We start from the raw sequence: 20431 nt of genomic DNA, 5'->3' as shown, positions 1-20431 counted from the left end.
ATATGTCCGACGGCCTCCGCTACAGCACGAAGCTGGATACGACCGGTTCGTCGCCGCTGTAGTCGTAGAAGCCCTTCCCCGTCTTCCGGCCGTGGTATCCGGCCAGATACATGCGGCGCAGGAGGGGGGGAGAGGCGAAGCGCGCCTCCTTGTACTCGTTGTACATGATCCCCGTGATGTGGTACAGCGTGTCGAGCCCCACGAAGTCGCCCAGCGTGAACGGGCCCATCGGGTATCCGCAACCCAGACGCAGCCCCTTGTCGATGTCCGGGATCGACGCGACCCCGGCCTCGTACGCGCGGATCGCGTCGAGCATGTAGGGAACGAGCAGCCGGTTCACCACGAAACCGGTGTTGTCGCCGCAGGCGATCGGGCTCTTCCCGAGCGATCCGGCGAACGCGAAGGCGGCCTCGAACGTCGCTTCCGCCGTCTGCCCGCAGCGGACGACCTCCACCAGAGGCATGACCGGCACGGGGCTGAAGAAATGGAGACCGACGAAGCGTTCCGGGCGATCCGTCTCCGCGGCGAGTTCGGTGATGGACAGGCTCGACGTGTTGGAGGCGAAGATCGTCTCCGCCGCGCACAGTCCGCCGAGTTCGCCGAAAAGCGCGTGTTTCGCGCCGAGGTTCTCGGTGATCGCCTCGATGACGAGGTCGCACTCCGCCAGGTCCGCCAGTTCAAGCGTCGGGTGAAGACGGGCCATCGTCGCGTCCCGGTCCGTCGCACCGAGCTTCTCCTTCTGGACGGCTCGGTCGAGGGTCTTACGGATCCCGGCCATCCCTCGGTCGAGGAATCCCTGCTCCACCTCCCGCACGAGCGTCTCATAGCCGGCCGCCGCGCTGACCTGCGCGATCCCGCTCCCCATCAGTCCCGCCCCGACGACCCCGACCTTCCGAATCTCAGTCAATGTCCACTCCCTCTGTGTCCGTTCGTGTGTTGGGTATCCGTTCGTGTCTCGGCGCGCGGAAACCCGCGCCCATCAGCGCAGAAGCTTCCGGTGCCACGGTTCCTCCGCGCTGCGGAGGTTCTCTCCGCGTTCGAGTCGGTCGAGAAGACCCTGAAGCGCGAGTTCCATCCGCTGCCTGACCTTCCGCATGTCGGCCCGCGCGGAAACCGCCGCGACAGCCGTGAAGCCCGAGAAGATCGCCAGTCCTCCAAGGAGCGGCAGGACACCGCCTCCCGTCGCCATGAACAGGCCGAACCCGCCGGCCGCCCCGCCCAGCCCCATTCCCCCGAACCAGCCACCGAGCCGTTCCGCCCTCATGTTACCGATGTCGGCCGTCAGCGTGACAAGCGACCACCCGCTTTCCAGCGCTTCCACGCTGACCTGGAGGTTACGCGACTTCGCGAGCGTGTACCGTCGGCCGCCGACATCCATCGCGCGCCGCACCTGGCTGACGAGGCCGGTCCCTGGCTCCCAGAGCGATCCGCCAGGCCGCGAGCGTACCTGGCGGAGGAGTTCCTCTTCGCGCAGGTACGATTCGAGATTCGCCTCCACATCCGCCGGACTTCCGGGGACGACCCGGCTCGTGCTCACGATCGCCGGACCGACGATCCGGCGGGCGAGTCCCTCGTCCGACGGCGCATCGGGGATCAGCGAGGCGGCCTCGATCTCAGCCAGCGCCTGCCGGACGTAGCGTTCCTCGAGCCCGACTTCCGCTCCGATCTGGACGACGTCGCCCGCCCCGAGCTCCCCGCCGACCGGGGTGGAGCTGCGGAACTGGAGGTCCGATGCCCGTCGGATCACGCGTTCGAGTTGCTCCTGCGTGACCGTTTGGGGGAGCGACGGACGGCGTTCCGGAGGACCGGAGCCGCCTGGACTGTCGCGACTGTCGTCAGCCGGCGGCATCGCGCTCCCTCGTCACCGCCTCCGCTTCGCCCGACGCCTCCGGCACGTCCTCCGCGGCCTCCGCGCGGGGCAGCCGCGGCGCTCCTTCCGAGCCTTCGAGCGCGCGTTCGTCGACCGGAGCGGGCGCCGCATCAGCCGCCTGCGTGGTGTCAGCCCCCGCCGCATCGCCCGACGCCGTCGCAAATCCCTTGAACAGACCCGCCAACGGCCCGAGCTCCACCGGCAGCGGGAAGAGCGTCGTCGAATTGTTCTCCGCCGCGATCTCCGTCGCCGTCTGCAGGAAGCGCAGTTGCAGCGAGGCGGGGTATTCGCTCAGCTGGCGCGCCGCGTCCCGCAGGTTCGACGCCGCCTGCAGTTCGCCCTGCGCGTTGATCACCTTTGCGCGCCGCTCGCGTTCCGCCTCCGCCTGCCGCGCGATCGCGCGCTTCATCTCGTTCGGCAGGTCCACGTCCTTCACCTCGACGCCCGTGACATCGATCCCCCAGGCGTCCGTCCCCTGGTCGATGATGTCGCGCAGGATCTGGTTGAACTTCTCCCGCTCCGCGAGGACTTCGTCCAGTTCCGCCTGCCCGATGACCGAGCGCAGCGTCGTCTGGGCAAGCTGCGAGGTGGCGAAGAGATAGTCCTCGATCTCGAGGATGGCCCGTTTCGGGTTCGCGACGCGGAAATAGAGGACCGCGTTGACCTTCACCGACACATTGTCCCGCGTGATGACGTCCTGCGGCGGGATGTCCATGGCGATGATCCGCAGGCTCACCCGCTCCATGCGCTCGACGCCGAACGGGACGAGGAAGATGAGCCCCGGCCCGCGGGTCGGACGTGCACGGCCGAGTCGGAAAACGACGGCCCGTTCGTATTCCTTCAGGATGCGAAGACTCGTGGCCAGCGCGAGCGCGCCCGCCCCGGCGAGAATGAAGAACAGAGGATCCATGTTCGCTCCCTCCTGCTGCTCGTGGCCGAGCCGGGCCGGTGAACCCGTCGCACCGACTCCGAATCAGGACATGCTAGGCGTCGACCTCCACGACGATGGCCGCGCCCTGTCCGCCGCCGATGCAGGCGGCCCCGAGTCCGAGTCCGCCGCCCCGCCGCCGCAGCTCATGGAGCAGATGGCCGGTGATCCGCGCCCCCGTCATGCCGAGCGGATGGCTCAGCGCGATCGCCCCGCCGTCCACGTTCACCTTGTCGCGGTCGAGACCGAGTTCGCGCTCGACCGCCAGGTACTGCGGCGCGAACGCCTCGTTCACTTCGACGAGATCGATGTCATCGAGGGTGAGGCCGGCCTTCTCGAGTGCGGCGCGCGAGGCGGGCGCGGGCCCGATGCCCATGATGTGGGGGGGCACGCCGGCCACGGCGTAGGACACGAGGCGGCCGGCCGGCTCCAGGCCGTGCGCCGCGGCGTAGTCGCTGCCCGCGAGCACGAGCGCCGCCGCCCCATCCCCGATCCCGCTCGCGTTGCCGGCGGTGACGAGGCCGTCCTGCTTGAAGTACGGCCGGAGCTTCGAAAGCCCTTCGACGGTCGTGTCGGGACGGAGGTGCTCATCCCGCTCGAACGACGTTTCCCTTCCCTTCCTTCCCACCATCATCGGCACGACCTCGTCCCTGTAGCGGCCGCCCTCCCAGGCCTCCGCCGCCAGCCGCTGGCTGCGCACCGCCACCTCGTCGGCTTCCGAGCGCGAGATCCCGTAGTCCTCCGCGAGATTCTCCGCCGTCTGCGCCATCGAGAAACCGCAGTAGGGATCCGTGAGCGCCTCCCAAAGCGAATCCTCGAACTTCGGCGCCGGACCCAGCCTCAGACCCCAGCGGGCCCCGCGCACGATATGCGGCGCCTGACTCATGGATTCGGCGCCGCCCACCAGGCAGACGTCGCTCTCCCCCAGTTCGATCTCCTGCGAGCCATCGATCACGGCCTGAAAGCCCGAGCCGCACAGGCGGTTCACGGTGACGGCCGGGGTCTCGATCGGCAGCCCCGCGCGCAGTCCCACGTGCCGCGCGAGATAGATCGCATCGGCCGACGTCTGCATCACATTCCCCATCACGACGTGTCCGAAGTCGCCGGGCTCGGCTTCCGAGCGCTCGATCGCCGCTTCCGAGGCGACGACGCCCAGGTCCACGGCCGAGTAGTCCTTGAGGCTGCCGCCGAACGCGCCCATGGCGGTCCGCGCCGCGGAGAGAAACACCGTCCCGTTGCCGTTCTTGTCGCTCATCTTCGCAGTGTCCTTCCATCTCTTTCCGGTCGTCCGACCGGATCCGTGTCATGTATGAATGCCATGAATGCGGCTCCGCCGACACCGCCCGTTGGCCGCGCGGGGCCGATGACCGGTCCGCGCATGGAACGTAGCACTACGCTGGCGTATCAGCCCCGCCCACCCGCTTCGCGAGCCAGTTTCCGACCTGCGACGTCGTCGCGCTTCCTCCGAGGTCCGGGGTCCGCACGCCGGAAGCCAGCGCCGCATCCACGGCCGCCTCGACCGCGTCGGCCGCATCGACCGCCCCGTGATCCCGCAGGAGGAGCGCGGCGCTGAGCACCGCGGCCATCGGATTCGCCCGTCCCGTCCCGACGATGTCCGGCGCGCTGCCGTGCACGGGTTCATACAGTCCATGCGCGCCCGGGTTCACGTTGGCGGAGGGCGCGAGCCCCGGCCCGCCGACGATCTCGGCACCCAGGTCGGAGAGAATGTCGCCGAGCAGGTTCGACGTGACGATGACGCCGAACCGTTCCGGCACCCGGATCATCTCCATCGCGAGCGCGTCCACGTAGCGCATCTCCGACTCCACCCCCGGGTATCCGGCGGCGACCTCCGCGAACACGCGGCGCCAGAGGCCGAACATGTGCGGCACCGCGTTCGCCTTGTCCGCGAGCGTGACGCGCAGTCCCCGGGGAGCGGCGTGCCCGAACGCACGCCGCACGATGCGCTCGACCCCGAACCGGCTCGCGACCGACTCGGACACCGCGACTTCATCGGGCGTGCCCTCATGTTCGACCCGGCCGATGCCCACGTATAGGCCTTCCGTGTTTTCCCGGAAGATCTCGAAGTCGATGGGCGCCGAGTCCGCGGACCTCAGCGGCGACAACTCCGGGGCGCGCAGCCGGAGCGGCCGGCGATTGAGGAAGAGGTCCAGCCGCACCCGCAGTCCGAGGAGGAGGTCGCGCGCGTGACGTCCATCGGGCACGCGCGGATCTCCCACGGCGCCGAAGAGAATCGCATCGAAGTCATCCCTCAGAGACTCGAAGGTCTGCTCCGACAGCGTCTCTCCGGTGGCGAGGTAGTGATCCGCGCCGTGCGGAAAGTGTGTGAGTTCGAGGTCGGAGAGACCCTTCGCGGCCGCCGCCCGAAGCACGCGACACGCTTCGCGGGTGACTTCGGGTCCGATCCCGTCGCCGCCGATGACGGCGATGCGCAGCGAAGCTTTCACGTCAGCCCGGCGCCCGGCGACTAACGTTCGATCTCGAGCGCGCCGACCCGTGCCGAGTCCTCGAGGAAGGCGCGCGCGGTCTGCCAGGACACGGCGATGCCGGTCAGCGCCTGGAGCCGCATCGCCTCGTTGCGCATGAAGTCCGCCAGCGAGACGCCGGGCTCCTCGGACCCGTTGCGCATGGCCCGCACGATCCCATCCCAGTCTCCTTCGTACACCACCCCGTTCGGGGCCCGCACGCGGTGTACCTCCACCGCCGATGCGTCGGGGGGGCGGCCGAAGAGATCGAGCTGGCCTGTGCCCGGTCCGGCCGTCAACCCGTTCGCCCGGGCTTCGACCTCGGCCAGCAGGCGTTCCTCCGGACTCGGTTCCGGCGCCAGTTCCTCCAGCGCCAGCAGGTAGGGCCGCAGCTCCTCGGCGTCCGATGGCAGGTCTTCGAGTCGCCGCTTGAGGTCGACGACCCGCCACGCGACGATCGGGTCCGCCAGGTCCGTCACCGGGATCGTCGCCAGCTGCGCGAGCGCCCCCTGAAAATCGCCGCGTTCGTAGAGGACGTTGCCGTAGAGCGCGCGGGCCTCCGCGAAACGGGGATCCAGGCGCACCGCCTCGCGGCTCCAGAACAGCGCCCCCTCGGTGTCGCCGTCACGGTAGAAGGTGAAGGCGAGGTCCAGCGCGGCGTCCGGGCTCTCACGATCGGCGGCGAGGGCAAGCCGGAAGAATCGCTCCGCCCGGCGCAGGAGACCCTCGCGCAGCAGGCTGCGGCCCACGCAGAGCATGAGTTCCACGTCCCGATCGTACCCCAGCGCGATGAGGCCTTCAAAGATCTGGAAGGCCGCCGCGCGTTCCCCCAGCTTCAGCAGGACGTCTCCCAGGCCGGCCAGCGCTTCCTCGTGTTCCGGATCCATCCCGAGGACGCCGTCGAAGGCCGCGCGGGCCCAGGCATATTCCTCTCTGGCGAGACGCGTGTATCCGAGTGAGACGAGGAGTTCGACCGAGTCGGGATAACGGGTGAGGGCCTCCTTCAGGAGGCCAAGCGCCTGATCGAAGTCGCCGGCTTCGTACAGCCGTTGCGCTTCGGCGTCGAACTGCTCGTAGTTCCAGGAGTCGGAGAGGTTCAAAGCCGGAACCTCAAGTCAGGAACCCTTCCGACCGTGTTCGGCGAGCCAGAGCGGAGCCTTTCGTTGAAGGACGCGCTTCCAATTTCGGACGCGATGCCCGTGCCAGCAAGTTCGGGCGCGGCTGCATTCACGATTCGAGGGCTTCGTACAGTCGCGCCACCGTCTTCTCGTCCACGCCGTGCAGGGTGAGCCGCGTGATTCGCCGTTCGACGAGTTCCGCGACCTCCAGCCGCGCATTTCCCAGCGGAACCCGGTCGCCCGGCTCCGGGATTCGGCCCAGCGTGCCGATCACGTAGCCGGCCACGGTGTCGTATTCCTCGTCCTCGTCGAGATCATCGAGTTCCAGGCCCGCGAGCAGATCCGCGAACGAGACCCCGCCATCGAGTCCGACCGACCCATCGGGTCCGACCTCCAGCCCCGCCTCCGCTTCGTCGTGCTCGTCGTAGATTTCGCCGACGATCTCCTCGAGCAGGTCCTCCAGCGTGGCGATGCCGTCCGTGCCGCCGAACTCGTCGACGACGACGGCCATGTGCGTCTTCCGGGCCCGCATTTCCGCCAGCAGGTCGTCGACCGCCTTCGACTCGGGGACGAAGAGGGCCTCGCGCATCACGTCCCGCGCGACGAGTCCCGTCGGACGCTCCGCGAGGACTTCCGCGAGCAGGTCCTTCACGACGATGATGCCGACGATGTCGTCCAGCGATTCGTCGGTGACGGGGAGACGCGAATGTCCCGACTCCGCCGCGACCTCCAGGATGACCTTGGCCGGATCCCCGGCCCCGACGGCGACGATGTCCGGCCGCGGCGTCATCACCTCCCGGACGACGGTATGCGTGAGATCGAACACGCCTTCGATCATCGCCTGTTCGTCCTTCTCCACCATTCCTTCGCGCAGACTCTGCCGCACGAGCACTTCGATCTCGTCCGGGCTGTGGGCATGTTCGACGCCGTGCGTGTCACCCACGGGGGCGCGGATCATCCGCAGGAACAGCCGGGCCGAGCCATCGAGCAGCCAGATCGCCGGCGTCGCGACGCGGTTGAAGGCGAGGAGAGGGCCGGCGAGATAGCGACTTACCGTCTCCGGGCGCAGGAGCGCGACCGTCTTCGGCGCGAGTTCGCCGAGTACGATGTGGAGGTAGGTGATGAGGATGAAGGCGACGACGAGGGCCGTCGTGTGGAGAGCCACCGGCCCCGCGGCGAAGCCCAGCGCGCCGAAGAGAGGCTCGATGGAGCGCGCGAGCGCCGGCTCGCCGATCCAGCCAAGGCCGAGCGACGCGAGCGTGATCCCGAGCTGTGTACCGGAGATGGCGCGGTCGAGATTGTCCTGCGCCCGGCGGACGACGCGGGCGAGACGGTCGCCGGCATCGGCCAGTTCGTCGATGCGGGTGCGGCGCGCGCTGACGAGCGCAAACTCCGCCGCAACGAAGAAGGCGTTCGCCGCTACGAGCGCGAGGACCGCGCCGAGCCTCAGAGCGAGTCCGAGGTCCATTCAGCGGTCCGACCAGTAGATGGTGTGGCTCCCGGTCTGTCCGGGGGCGGGGGTTCGTTCAGGCTACGTTACCTCGTTACCTCGCCGGTGGTCCTGGATCGGGCTAAACCGGGGCTTCCTGCTCTGACTGCCGAGCCGCGCCCCCGTGCGGGATCGCCGGGGCACAGTACCGCTCGCCGATGGTGCGCAGCACAGACAACTCGGCCGGCGTCAGCTCCGGATACCGCTCTCCGAGGTACTGAATCGTATCGTCGAACCACTCTTGCCGCTGCTCTTCTTCCGCGTCGAGCACACCACAGCGGCGGATGTGGCTGAACAACTCGTCGCGGGCCCTGTCACTTGAATTCGGCACATGATTTCCTTTGCTCAAGGCACCTCCTGCTGGTCGTCGTCGCTTTACGGGTGTCGAGACCAACTTAGGATGCACCAGGGCAAAAAGGGAGTGCCGCACTGTCGCGGCGGTCGCTCGACCGGAAACGTTTCGAACGTCAGCGATCGGTCTCCGCTTCGTTCCGCTCGAAGTCGCGAAGGTACATGTCCACTCCACCGATCTTCATGCGGCTCCTGATCTGCACGATGAGGCGACGGTCATCGTCCGAGATGAAGACCTCGGCCCGTCCTTCCTCTCCGAACAGGCCGTCGGTCTGAATGGTCGGACGCAGGACGATCGTGTTGAACGTCCCCGCCGGCACACGCACGCGCTCGCGGCGCAGGACCTCGACGACGACGGGATTGCCGTCCTCCTCGAAGTAACGGTCGAACTCGTAGGTCCGGCCGATCTCCAGCGGGAGGGTCCGGATCAGGTAGAGATAGGAGATCTCGTCGAGCGCGCCCGGGGGCATGGGAAGATCCCGCTGCCGGCGGTGCGGAAGATAGGCCTCGGCCTCCTCGTTCCAGTCCTGCCTCGTGGCGGCGAGGGCCTCGTGATCCAGCTCCCAGCGGCGCTGTCTGCGATACCCTCCCTGCCGGAGGTTCTCTTCGAAGCGAAGCGACCGGTAGGGATCGGGGGCGAGCCAGCTCACCGTGCGGTCGTCCATCCTGTAGAAAGGAATGCTCCCCTTCATCTCCATCGAGAGCCGGTACGCCGGCGTGCCGCGGATCGTATCCTGGGCTTCGACGCGGAGGTGCATGCGCCCGAAGTTCACGGGCCCGAACAGCACGGCGTACTCGGAGGTCTCCCCGATCTCGAACGGCCAGCTCTCGGAGAAGAGGTCATCGGCCACGTCGCCCGGGTTGCTCTGCCCCGCGAGGTCGGGTGCACCCGAAAGCGACGGGGCGAGGAGCGCGAGACACGCTACGGCACCGCGGCGCAGCTTTCGTCTCCGCATGTCAGGCCGCCTCGGCGATCTGCCGGCCGATCTCGCGCAGGGCGCGGTCCCGGCCGGCGGCGAACAGCTGCCGGAGTTGCTCGCCGGCCCGGAAGCGGGCGTCGCGGTATCGGCGAAGGGGGTGCGGATCATGCGGAATCTCCTCGAATCTTCGTACGAACGGCCACACCTGCAGGAGCAGCGCGGCGTTGGCGGCCCAGCCTCCGTACGGCAGCAGCGGCCCATCGCCGGCGGCGACAGCGCGTTCCAGAGCGAACAACCTATATAACCGAAGAGAAGCATAAGGGTCCGTCACGGCTGGAGCCGACAGCAGCGGACGGGCGCAGAGCCGGCCGCCGGCCCGGGTCAGACGCCGGGCGAAGGGTTCCGCATCACCACGCGCGACCGTGACGAGATCGGCACCGCCTTCGAAGCGGCGAAGCATCTCCGGCAAGCGCTCGGGCGGATCGGAGAAATCGCCCTGCATGGAGACGAAAGCGTCGCGGCGCGGATAGTCCGAGCGGCGAAGCGTCGCCCGGATCAGCCGGTCGAGGCTCGCGGCGTAGCCCCGCCGCTCCTCGTTGCGGAGCACGGTCAGCGGGAGCACCCGCGGATACCGCTCGAGCGCCTCGTCCGTCCCGTCCTCCGAGGCATCGTCGCAGACGAGCACGTGAAACTGCCGCCGCTCGCCGTAGAGCAGTTCGCGGATGCGCCACAGCAGCGGACCGATGGTCTCGCGCTCGTTGTGAACCGGAATCCCGATGTGAATCACGCGCTCTCTCCGAGTTGCGCCACCGGCTTCCAGCGCCGGTGGAACCAGAAGTACTGCTCCGGTCGCTGTTCGATCTCCCTCTCCAACACCCGAACCCACCCCCTCGTGATCTCGATCGGATCGCCGCCGGCGCCCGTTCGACCGCCGTCGATCTCTTCATGGACGATCCTGTACCCCGATGGGTCTCGAACGAGGGCCGCGAAGAAGAGAGGGACATCGGCCGCGAGACACAAACGCGCCGGGGCGAGCGACGTCCGGGCGGGGCGGCCGAGGAAGTCGATCGGGGCGCCGCCGCTGCGGGTGTGCTGATCGGCCACGAGGGCGAGGATCCGGCCGGAACGCAGCGCGTCGAGTGCGGGCCGCGCCGCCGCGCCGCGGTCGAGCACCTCCAGCCCCAGCCGCGCGCGCAGCTCGCCCAGCCGACGGCCGGAGGCGCCTCGCTGCCGCTGCACAACCGTCGTCACGCGTACTCCGAGCGCTCGCACGGCAGCGCCGCCGAGCTCCCAGTTTCCGAGGTGCCCGGAGACGACCACGGCGCCGCTCCGCTCCGCGACCGCCGTGCGCAGACGCGGGCCCAGCCCGGCCTCGTCGTCGACGCGAGACAGCGCTCGCTCGATCCGGGACGGATGGCCCATGAGGATTGCGGCCTCCCGACCGAAGTGTCGGTAGCAGGCGCGAGCCGTGTCGCGCACCCAATGCGCTGTCGCGGCCGGGAAACTCGCGGCGAGCTGGGAGTCGACGACGCCGCGACGCACGCGGAGAACGTCGCGACACAGCGTCCCGAGCGCCCGGCCGGCCGCAATCGCCACCGGTTCCGGCGCGGCGCGCAATCCAAGGTGCAGGCCGGCGACTCCGCCGTCCACGAGCGCGTCCGCGAGCGGTCTGCCGCCGCCCGGTCCATGCCGGCCCGTCCGGTCCGTCACGGTTGCGGGACGCACTCGAGCTGATGGCCGAAGAGCCGGCGGTACGGCCCGCCGCGGGAGACGAGCGCGTCGTGGCGGCCGGCGTCCACAAGCCGCCCGCGCTCGAGGACGAAGATCCGGTCGGCCTCGCGCACCGTTGAGAGCCGGTGGGCGACCACGATCACCGTGCGGCCGCGAAAGCCCTCCGCCGCCGTCCTGAGCGCCGTCTCCGTCTCGGCATCCACGGCCGACGTGGCTTCGTCCAGGATGAGGATAGGGGGGTCGCGGAAGAGGGCCCGCGCGATCCCGATGCGCTGGCGCTGGCCCGTCGACAGACGCACGCCGCGATCGCCGAGTACGGTGCCGTAGCCGTCGGGCAGCCCCGTGATGAAGCCGTGCGCCCCGGCCGTCCGCGCCGCCGCCTCGACCGCCGCCGGATCCGGCGCGTCCTCCCCGTAGGCGATGTTCGCGGCCACCGTGTCGTGGAAGAGGGCCGCCTCCTGCCCCACGAGACCGATGAGCCGGCGGAGGGAGTCCACCGAGCACTCCCGGATGTCCGTCCCATCGATGGTGACCCGTCCCGCCTGCGGGTCCGCGAACCGGGGCAGCATGTCGACCAGCGTGGACTTCCCGCTCCCCGACGCCCCGACGATGGCGACGACGGTTCCGCGCGGGATGACGAGGTCGACGCCGCTCAGCGCCGCCCGGCCTGGCTCGTAGGCGAAGCTGACGTCCTCGTAGCGGATCTCCCGCTCGGGACCCGTTGCGATCCGCGACCCTCCGGCCGGCTCCGGGTCCTGGTCGAGGATCTCGAAGAAACGGTCGGCCGCGGCCAGTCCCTGCGCGGCGATGGCCGGATACTGCGCGAACGCCTTCACCGGCGTGATGGCGCGCAGCGCGATGGTCACGAAGGCGACGAACTGCTCGGGAGCGATCGACCCGCCGCCCCCCACGAACGACGCTCCGATCCAGACAAGGCCAAGCGCCACGACGGATGCGAGCACCTCGGAGAAGGGCGAGGCGAGGTGCCGGGTCGTCGCCGCGGAGATCCGCTTGCGGCTGAACGCGTCCGAACGGCGGCGGAAGCGTGTCTTCTCGAAGTCCTCGGCGACCCTCGACTTCACGAGCCGCACCGCGCCCAGCGATTCCTGCAGCGCCGCGACGAGTTCGCCGTGGTCATCCCAGGTGCGGCGGAACCTTTCGCGCAGCCGTCCGAGCAGCGGCCGCAGACCGAGCCACACGAGCGGCACCAGGATGACGGCGATCAGCGCCAGCCTCCACGAGAGAGCGAACAGGGCCGCCGCGTAGGCCGCGAGGGTCGCGACCTGGCGCACGGCCTGCGCGAGCGCATCCGTCACGACGGGCTTCGCCTCCCCGGCGTCCGTGATCACGCGCGCGATCAACTGCCCCACCTTCCGACGCTCGAAGAAGGCGAGCGGCAGGTGCTGAAGGTGCGCGTGCACGGCGTTGCGCACGTCGCGGACGAGAAACTCCTGCGTGCGTATCGAGAGGGCCCGCCCCCCGACGATGCAGACGTTCTTGAGGAGGAGCGCGGCCAGCACCAGCACGCACACGGTCCGCAGCCCGTCCAGTCCGGCTTCCGGGCCGAGCCACCCCCCCGCGATCCCGTCGATGAACCGCTCCGCCGCGTTCCGTCCGCCGCCCGGCAGGGGAGGCCCCATGCCGAAGAGCGAGCGGAGGAACGGGATGAGAAGGAGGAGGCTGAACGCCTCGAGTCCGGCCGCGAGCACGCCGAGTGCCAGGCTCGCGAGAAAGGTCCACCGATAGGGACGCAGGAACCGGAGCAGCCGCCGGTACGAGGATGCGCCCTCGCCGCTCCGGCCCGGGTTCATCGAATCACCGCGGCGTGAGCAGCGCGGCCGGAAGCACCATCTCGTCGGGGCTTACGCCGCCGTGCAGGAAGCTGTCCCGGTACCGGTTCTGGTATTCCCGGAGCCTCGTCGGATAGACGAAGAAATAGTCCTCGCGACAGAGGGCGAAGGTCTGTTTCATCCCGCCGGGAGGCAGGCGCCATTCGTCCGCGTCCGAAGTCGACATGACCGCGGCCGGATTCTCGACCTTCATGTCGTCGCCGATCTTGTAGCGCAGGCTCGTCGACGCATCGCGTCCGGCGTAGATCGTGGCCGGCCGCTTGCAGTGGATCGAACCGTGGTCCGTCGTCAGGAGGACCCGCACACCCCGTTGCGCAGCCAACCGCAGCGCCTTCAGCGCCGGCGAACGCTCGAACCAGGTCACGGTGAGCGAGCGCAGCGCGCTGGTGTCCTGCGCCATCTCCCAGATCAGGCGCGACCGCGCCCTCCCATGCGTGAGCATGTCCACGAACCCGAACACGAGCGCCGTGGCCGAGGGGGAGGACAGGTAGCCGCCGAGCCGCGCCAGCATGGGCTCGCTCTCCTGGGCCGAGAAGATCTTCTCGTAGTGCACGGGGATCCGCGACGCGGTCAGTTCGTGGATCTGCCGCTCGAAGAGCTCGTCCTCGAACGAGTTGTAGCCGATCTCGCTGCCCCTCTCCCACCAATCCGGACGGCGCTCGGCGAGTTCGTCCGCGAAGATGCCTCCGAAGATCGCGTTGCGCGCGAACGGGGTCGCCGTCGGCAGGAGGCCCGCGTAGAGCGCCTCTTCGATCTCGAAGTGTTCGCTGACGATGGGGAGGACGGCCCGCCACTGGTCCAGCCTCATGCAGTCCATCACGACGAGCAGCGCCGCCGGGTCCTCGTCGAGGATCGGTCGAAAGAAGCGGGGCAGCACATCCACCGAGAGAGTCGGCCCCCGCTCGCCGCCCTCGTGCACCCACTCCCCGTACCGGTCCGCCACGAGGTCGCAGAACCCCCGGCTCAGCTCGGTGTGCAGCCCCTTGAGGATCTCGCGCAGGCCCGACTCGCCGGCCTCCTCCAGCCTCAGGTCCCAGTCGACGAGCTCCGAGTAGAGGTCGGCCCAATCCCGCCACGACGTCGCGGTGGAGACCCGCTCCCGCAACTCGCCGAAGCGGCGCGAGAAATCGCGCGTGATGTGTTCGTGGCGCAGGGCCGGGCCGGCGAGGAGACGGGTCACGACCGAGAGCACCTGCCGGGGACTCGTCGGTTTGACGATGTAGTCGTCCGCCCGCCGTCCGATCGCCTCGTGCATGGTCGATTCTTCTTCGCTCTTCGTGACCATCACCACGGGGAGCCGCGGGGCGGAACTCCGGATGCGGTCGAGAACCTCGATCCCGCGTAGCCCCGGCATCCGCTCATCCAGCAGCACGAGGTCGTAGGAAGCCGCCGTGAGGAGCTCCATCGCGTCCTGGCCGTTCATCACGGCATCGACGTGATATCCCGAGGACCGCAGCAGCATGAGATGCGGACGCAGCAGGTCGACTTCGTCGTCCACCCAGAGGATCCGGCCCGCCACGGTCTTCGTCCCTTCGGTCATATGCGGCCTTTCAGCTTTTCAGATATGAGCGGATGGCCCGCTCCAGCTTCAGCACGACGTCCTCGGCGCGGATTCTCGACATGCGCCCCGGCCGAGTGGCCCGGGACGGCGCTCGCCCACCATCGGAGCAGGCGGAGCCGCGAAACCGGTCCACCGTGAGATCCGTGAACCGGCCGTAGGGACCGCTGCGCGCGGGATCCGTGTACCCGTACAGTCCGATGGTCGGCGTCCCCAGCGCCACCGCCATGTGCAGAGGGCCCGTGTCCGGCGCCAGCACGAGGTCGCTCGCGGAGAGCCGGCCCGCCAACTCCCGCAGCGTCCCTCCCAGCGCGACGCGCGGCGGAACCCCGCACAGCTCCTCGAGGCGGCGGGCATCCCGCAGTTCCTCCTCGGAGTCTCCTCCCAGGAGGACGGGCTGAAGGCCCAGATCGCCGGCCGCCACGTCGATTACCCGCGCCGTCCCCTCGAGGGTCCAGTTTCGCCGGGCGTTGGAACTCCGCGGCACGATCGCCAGCACCGTGCGCGAGAACTCCTCTCTCCACCGCGCCGACATCCGCCGTTCCTCCTCCGTGAAATGAAAACACCACTCCAGGCGGCGCGGAACGCCGAGATGATCGAGGAACTCGAACAGTTCGTCCTGAATGTGGGCCACGGGAGCCCGAGGGATGCGGCGGTTCGTGGCCAGCCAGCTGAGGTCGCGGGCGCGTGCCCGATCGTGGCCGAGGCGCTCCGGAGCGCGCAGGAGACGCGTGACCATCCCTCCCTTGAAGTTCGGCTGCAGGCAGATGACGAGATCGAACACCTCCCCCGCCACCTCGCGCCGAAAGCGGGAATAGGCGCGGGCCCCGAACCGTCGGTGGAAGAGAAGGGTCCGGTCGACGTCCGGCCGGCCGGCCATCAGCGTCGCCGGGCCAGGCTGCAGCACCCACGTGAGTTGGGCGCCGGGCCAGGCCCGCCGGAGGGACGCGACGATGGGCATCCCCTGGACGGTGCTTCCCACCGCGCTCATGAGCACGATGGCGACCCGGCGCGGCGGAGCGTCCGCCCCGCGGGGGGATCTATCGGCGCGCATCCTGGTACAGAAGTTGGCGGAACGTGACGAAACCGCGGGGCGGAAGCGGCCCCGGAAAGACCCACCCGGGCTGACAACGGCCCGAAAACACAGTAATCTCGGGGCGATGCGAACTCTCACCCGCTACATCCTGCGCCGTCACGCCGGGCCGTTCATCTTCGCCGTCATCGGCACCACGGTGCTGCTCCTCCTCGATCAGGTGAGCAAGCGCTTCGAGCGGCTCATCGGCAAGGACCTCGATTGGACCGTGATCGCCGAGGTTTTCATCTACTCGATCCCCTTCATCCTTGCCCAGACGCTCCCGATGGCCGTGCTCATCGCGGTCCTGTACGTCTTCAGCCGGATGGAGGGCGACTTCGAGATCACCGCCATCAAGGCGAGCGGCATCCCCCTGTCGCGTGTGATGGCCCCGCTCCTCGTCTGTGCCGTCATTCTGGCCGGCGGGATGACCTGGTTCAACAACACGATCCTGCCGCAGTCGAATCATCACCTGCAGGTGCTGCTCCGCGGGATCGGCCGCAAGACGCCGACTTTCAACCTTCGGGAACATACGATCAACGAAGTGCTCCCGTCCTATGTCTACGTACACCCGGGCATGATCGACCGGGAAGAGAGCGTCGTCCACGATGTCGCGATCTATGATGAGCGGAACGGCCAGGAGAGCCGCTCCATCTACGCGACCCGCGGGAGGATGGGCTTCTCCGAGGAGGGGGAAGACCTCTACTTCGACCTCGAGGACGGCGTCGTCCAGGTGCGCATGAACGAGCGCCCGCACGCCTTCCGTCGCATCGCCTTCGAGCAGATGCTGCTCAAGATCCCGGATGTGGCGAACGGCCTCGAGCGCGATACCGCCGCCATACGCGGCGATCGCGAGATGAACATCGCGGACATGCGCGCGGAGGCGGATCTCGGTGCGCAGATGGCGGACGCGGCGCGTTCGGAGAGCCTCGTGTACGCGCAGGCGATCACCCGCATGCTGCTGGACTTCGAGCAGCCTCTCGCGGACGCGCCGACGTCGGGGACCGGGGACCGGCTGGCGGGCCGCACCCGTCCCCCGGAGAGCGAGATCGTCGACTGGAGGGAGGAGATCCCCGACCCGGAACGCGGCCGGGACGTCGATCTCGCGGACCGGCGAGACGGCCTTCCCCGGACACGGGAGACGCGCGCGCCCGGCGAGATCGAGCCGGAAGCGCAGGAATCCCCGTACCCCCCGAGCGGAGAAGCGGCCGCGCCGGATTCCACGACACAGGTCGCCGAGAGCGCAGCCCGCCGCTTTTACTCCGCATTCGATGCGGCGACCCAGTTCCAGTCCTATGCGGAGCGCGAAGTCACGGGCCTTCGCCGGATCAACCAGTACTGGGTCGAGATTCACAAGAAGGGGACGATCCCTGCCGCGTGCATCGTCTTCGTCCTCCTCGGGGCCCCGATCGCCGTCCGGTTCCCACGCGGGGGCATCGCGCTCGTCGTCGGCGTCAGCCTGGGCATCTTCGGGGCGTACTACGTGTCGCTCATCGGGGGTGAGCGACTCGCCGACCGCCTCTGGATCTCGCCGCTTTGGGCCATGTGGGCCCCGAACGTTCTGTTCGGCGGCGCCGGGCTCGTGGCCCTGGCCCGCTCGACCAAAGTGATGCGCTGACGCCGTGAAACTGCTCGACCGGTACGTCCTTTCCCAGTTCCTGCGGATCTTCGCGGCCTGCGCGCTCGGTGTGCCCTTCCTTTTCATCGTCATCGATGTCGCCGACAACATCGACCGCTTTCTCGACCAGGGGTCCACCTGGGGTCACATCATCCTCCACTACGTGTACGAGTTCCCGTACCATTCGCTGCTCGGCTTTCCGATCGCCGCCCTGCTCGGGTCCGTGTTCGCGGTGGCCTCCATGTCCCGGAACTTCGAGGTCGCGGCCGCCAAGGCCGGCGGCGTTTCCTTCTATCGGCTCGTCTTACCGATTCTCTGCGGCGCCACGCTGCTCAGTTTCGTCGCGCTCGGTCTCACGGAGCTCGTCGCCGTGACGACCCGGAAATCGGCCGAAATCCTCGAGCAGGAAGAGGCCCGCAGCCAGACGATCCGGAACTCTTTCGTCTACCGGGGAGACGACGGCCTCGTGTACAAGGCCCGGCTGCTCGACACGCGCGAGGGCCGGATGGACAACGTGCAGATCGAGCGGAGGGGATCGGAACCCGACTTCCCCACCATACACATCACGGCCAACACGGCGCAGTACGACTCGGTGTCCTCGCGCTGGGTGCTCCTGCAGGGGTGGATGCGGGAGTTCCGCGGCCCGGAAGAGGAAACCGCCTACGAGTTCGGCGAGTTGTACGTGCGGCAGCTGGATGAGACGCCCGAGGAGCTTCAGGCCAGACCCAAGGAGCCGGACGAGATGCGCTTTCAGGAACTGGGGCGCCTCATCGAATCCGTCGAACGGTCCGGGGGCACGACGAACGGGCTGAGAACTTCTCGCGCGCAGCGCATCGCCTTTCCGTTCGCCTGTCTCGTGATCGCCGTGTTCGGGATGCCGCTTGCGCACAGCAACAAGCGGGGCGGCGCGCCGACCTCGGTCGGGATCGCGCTCGGCACGACGATCCTCTTCCTGACCCTGATCCGCATCGCGGAAGCGATGGGCGCCGGAGGGGCGCTGTCGCCGACGGCGGCGGCCTGGCTGCCCAACATCATCTTCCTCGGCGCCGGACTCCTGCTCTTCGCGAAACTCCGGACGTAGCGCAGCCTCGACGCGACGCTAGGAAGGGCCCGGCGGCGCCGCGGTGGCGAGCCGCTCGACGTCCGTTCGCACCATGAGGCGGATCAACTCCTCGAACGACATGCGGGGCTCCCAGCCGAGTTGCCGCTTCGCCTTCGAGGGGTCGGCGCACAGCCGTTCGACCTCGGCTGGCCGCAGGAGCGCGGGATCCTGCTCGACGTGCTCGCGCCAGTCGCGTCCGACCTCATCGAAGGCGATCTCGATCAGCCGCTGCACTGAATGCGTCGCGCCGGTCCCGATCACGTAGTCCTCGGGCGTCTCCGCCTGAAGCATGAGCCACATCGCTTCGACGTAGTCGCCCGCGAAGCCCCAGTCGCGCTCCGCCTTGAGGTTCCCGATCGACAGACGGTCGACGAGCCCGTGGTGGATGCGGGCGACCTCCCAGCTCACCTTGCGCGTGACGAACTCCCGGCCCCGCCGGGGACTCTCGTGGTTGAAGAGGATCCCGCTCGCCGCGAACAGGTCGTAGCTCTCCCGGTAGTTCACCGTGATGAAGTGGCCGTACACCTTCGCGACGCCGTACGGGCTCCGCGGGTAGAAGGGCGTGTCCTCGTTCTGCGGCGTCTCCCGCACCTTCCCGAACATCTCCGAGGAGGAGGCCTGGTAGAAGCGGATCGCGTGGTCGACCGCGCGGATCGCCTCGAGCATGCGCGTGACGCCCAGCGCCGTGAACTCACCCGTCAGCAGCGGCTGGTCCCAGGAAGTGGGGACGAAGGACTGCGCGGCGAGGTTGTACACCTCCCGCGGGCCTACGCGCTCGAGGACGCGAATGAGCGACAACTGGTCGAGGAGGTCCGCCTGGTGGAGCGTGACCCGATCCCGGAGGTGCGAGATGCGGTCGTACTTCTCCACGGAGGAACGGCGCACCACGCCGTGCACCTCGTACCCCTGGTCGAGCAGGAACTCGGCAAGGTAGGAGCCATCCTGTCCGGTGATGCCGGTGATGAGCGCGATCATGGCGGCCGAATATGCGCGGCCGGCGCGCCGCGGCCAAACGGGCGCCGCGCGCGCGAGGCCAGCGCCGCGCCGCCGCTTGACCGAAGACAACCCGTAATCCGACATTCCCCCTCCCGCGGGCGGCAGGACCGCCGGAGACCGAAGGCCGAAGACAGAGGAGGGATCGCGATCCCGCGCGCGACGCCGGTTCCGGAATGGGTGCCCGATCTTCCCGCGACCCCGGGCGTTTATGTCTTCGTGGATGCACACGGGCATCCCCTCTACGTGGGGAAGAGCGTGAACCTGCGGCGGCGCGTGCGGGGCTACTTCTACTCCGGCGGGCCATCGAACGAGCGTCTGGCGGAGATGTTGCGGATCGCCCGCGGCGTCGAGGCACACCCGACCGGGAGCGACCTCGAGGCGCGACTCGTGGAGGCGGAGCGAATCCTCGGCCAGCGTCCGCCCTACAACAAGGCGCTGAAGCGGCGCGACGCCGGCTGGTATCTGGAACTGCGCCGGAACGAACCTTTCCCGCGGCTGCGCGTGGTGCGCCGGCCGCGCCGGGCCGAGGCCCGGTACGTCGGCCCCTTCTGGAGTCGCCGCTTGCCCGAGCGCATCCGTCGCCTCGTGGAGAAGATCTTCCGGCTGCGGAGTTGCGCCGAATCCGTGCAGCCGGACACCGCGCGGAGCCCCTGCATGCAGTTCGACATGGACCTCTGCACCGCGCCCTGCGCGCGCCGCGTGGGACTCAACGCCTATCGGCGGCAGGCGGAAGCGGCCGGGCGCCTGCTCGCCGACCCGGACTACGCCTGGGAACTCATGGACCGCTTCACGGAGGCGCGCGACGCCGCCTCCGAAGGATTGGAGTTCGAGCGGGCCGCGGCGGCGCAACTTCGCCTCGACTGGATCGAGGAACTCGAGGAGCTTCGGTTCCTGCTGGAGCCGGAAGCGGAACCGCACTCCTGGCTCATCGTACTCCCCGGGCTCGACGAGGCGCACCGCGTGCTCCAGCCGGTTGCGCACGGGCAGGTGCTGCGGCGGCGCCGGGTGGCGTGGGTCGAGGACGCGTGGGAAGAGGCCGTCGAAAACGCCTGCTACGCCGTGCGAGTGGCGGAGTTGCGGGCGCCCACCGTGCTCTCGCCGCGTGAATCCGTGCCCAGCGCGATGGTCGGCCGGTGGATCGAGGAGGGCAGTGACGACGGACACGCAATCGACCTGACCCATCTCGACACGGCCGGCGCCATCGACCAGCTTCGGCACCTCGCATCCTGACGCCCGTCGCGGAACCCCGTTACCGTCACTGGGTCTAGAATCCATGCTCAGCAACTCAGACGTCGTCGCGGCCCGCGAACGGATCCGGTCCGGCGTGGCGCGGACCACCTGCCCG

Annotated in this window: 17 protein-coding genes and 1 pseudogene; 3 read left to right on the top strand and 15 right to left on the bottom strand. The window is 68.9% G+C overall.

Translation table 11 applies throughout. The annotated features are described in order from the left end of the window. Window positions 1-19: 19 nt before the first annotated feature. The 14 genes and pseudogenes from RN729_RS06715 to RN729_RS06650 form a co-directional block, all read right to left on the bottom strand. The gene (locus RN729_RS06715) at window positions 20-907 is read right to left on the bottom strand and encodes a 3-hydroxyacyl-CoA dehydrogenase family protein (protein ID WP_310782977.1); all 888 of its coding nucleotides are present in this window, start codon (window positions 905-907) and stop codon (window positions 20-22) included. 72 nt (window positions 908-979) lie between these two features. Beyond that, window positions 980-1747 (bottom strand): hypothetical protein, encoded by a 768-nt coding sequence (locus RN729_RS06710; protein WP_310782975.1) that lies wholly within the window; start codon window positions 1745-1747, stop codon window positions 980-982. 316 nt (window positions 1748-2063) lie between these two features. Then, window positions 2064-2780: pseudogene (locus RN729_RS06705) on the bottom strand (slipin family protein); the annotation flags it as partial. Window positions 2781-2853: 73 nt separating this feature from the next. Beyond that, the gene (locus tag RN729_RS06700; protein ID WP_310782971.1) at window positions 2854-4053 is read right to left on the bottom strand and encodes an acetyl-CoA C-acetyltransferase; all 1200 of its coding nucleotides are present in this window, start codon (window positions 4051-4053) and stop codon (window positions 2854-2856) included. A 136-nt stretch (window positions 4054-4189) separates the two neighbouring features. Further along, a complete protein-coding gene (locus RN729_RS06695; RefSeq protein ID WP_310782968.1) occupies window positions 4190-5263 on the bottom strand; it encodes an isocitrate/isopropylmalate family dehydrogenase in 1074 nt (357 codons plus the stop codon). A 20-nt stretch (window positions 5264-5283) separates the two neighbouring features. Further along, window positions 5284-6381 carry a tetratricopeptide repeat protein gene (locus RN729_RS06690; protein WP_310782966.1) on the bottom strand — a complete coding sequence of 366 codons (1098 nt, stop codon included), beginning with the start codon at window positions 6379-6381 and terminating at the stop codon, window positions 5284-5286. Window positions 6382-6508: 127 nt separating this feature from the next. Further along, window positions 6509-7867: a hemolysin family protein gene (locus RN729_RS06685; protein ID WP_310782964.1), complete on the bottom strand. Its 1359-nt coding sequence runs from the start codon at window positions 7865-7867 to the stop codon at window positions 6509-6511. 103 nt (window positions 7868-7970) lie between these two features. Further along, a complete protein-coding gene (locus RN729_RS06680) occupies window positions 7971-8237 on the bottom strand; it encodes a hypothetical protein (RefSeq protein WP_310782963.1) in 267 nt (88 codons plus the stop codon). A gap of 118 nt (window positions 8238-8355) precedes the next feature. Beyond that, entirely contained in the window at window positions 8356-9195 is an 840-nt protein-coding gene (locus RN729_RS06675) for a DUF3108 domain-containing protein (protein ID WP_310782962.1), read from the bottom strand. Between the two features lies 1 nt (window position 9196). Then, complete coding sequence (locus RN729_RS06670; RefSeq protein ID WP_310782960.1) at window positions 9197-9946, bottom strand: glycosyltransferase family 2 protein; 750 nt, start codon at window positions 9944-9946, stop codon at window positions 9197-9199. Continuing rightward, window positions 9943-10869, bottom strand: coding sequence for a lysophospholipid acyltransferase family protein (locus tag RN729_RS06665; RefSeq protein ID WP_310782959.1), 927 nt, complete (start codon window positions 10867-10869; stop codon window positions 9943-9945). Before RN729_RS06665 ends, RN729_RS06670 begins: the two co-directional genes overlap by 4 nt. After that, window positions 10866-12701, bottom strand: a complete 1836-nt coding sequence (locus RN729_RS06660; protein ID WP_310782957.1) for an ABC transporter ATP-binding protein — start codon at window positions 12699-12701, stop codon at window positions 10866-10868. Before RN729_RS06660 ends, RN729_RS06665 begins: the two co-directional genes overlap by 4 nt. A 4-nt stretch (window positions 12702-12705) precedes the next feature. After that, complete coding sequence (locus tag RN729_RS06655; protein ID WP_310782955.1) at window positions 12706-14280, bottom strand: response regulator; 1575 nt, start codon at window positions 14278-14280, stop codon at window positions 12706-12708. Between the two features lie 10 nt (window positions 14281-14290). Then, complete coding sequence (locus tag RN729_RS06650) at window positions 14291-15352, bottom strand: glycosyltransferase family 9 protein (RefSeq protein ID WP_310782953.1); 1062 nt, start codon at window positions 15350-15352, stop codon at window positions 14291-14293. 106 nt (window positions 15353-15458) lie between these two features. Between RN729_RS06650 and RN729_RS06645 the strand changes: the two genes are divergently transcribed. Together RN729_RS06645 and RN729_RS06640 are read left to right on the top strand one after the other, a co-directional pair. Continuing rightward, window positions 15459-16988: an LptF/LptG family permease gene (locus RN729_RS06645; protein ID WP_310782951.1), complete on the top strand. Its 1530-nt coding sequence runs from the start codon at window positions 15459-15461 to the stop codon at window positions 16986-16988. A 4-nt stretch (window positions 16989-16992) separates the two neighbouring features. Next, window positions 16993-18069, top strand: coding sequence for an LptF/LptG family permease (locus tag RN729_RS06640; protein WP_310782950.1), 1077 nt, complete (start codon window positions 16993-16995; stop codon window positions 18067-18069). 18 nt (window positions 18070-18087) lie between these two features. Here RN729_RS06640 and gmd read toward each other — a convergent pair whose 3' ends face one another. Next, entirely contained in the window at window positions 18088-19065 is a 978-nt protein-coding gene (gmd, locus tag RN729_RS06635; RefSeq protein WP_310782948.1) for a GDP-mannose 4,6-dehydratase, read from the bottom strand. A 198-nt stretch (window positions 19066-19263) separates the two neighbouring features. On the opposite strand from gmd, the gene RN729_RS06630 reads away from it, so the two are divergent. Then, window positions 19264-20316 carry a hypothetical protein gene (locus RN729_RS06630; protein ID WP_310782946.1) on the top strand — a complete coding sequence of 351 codons (1053 nt, stop codon included), beginning with the start codon at window positions 19264-19266 and terminating at the stop codon, window positions 20314-20316. Window positions 20317-20431: the final 115 nt, after the last annotated feature.

It is taken from the genome of Candidatus Palauibacter polyketidifaciens (genome assembly GCF_947581785.1).
GTDB lineage: Bacteria > Gemmatimonadota > Gemmatimonadetes > Palauibacterales > Palauibacteraceae > Palauibacter > Palauibacter polyketidifaciens.
This window is presented reverse-complemented; position numbering and strand designations above follow the sequence as displayed.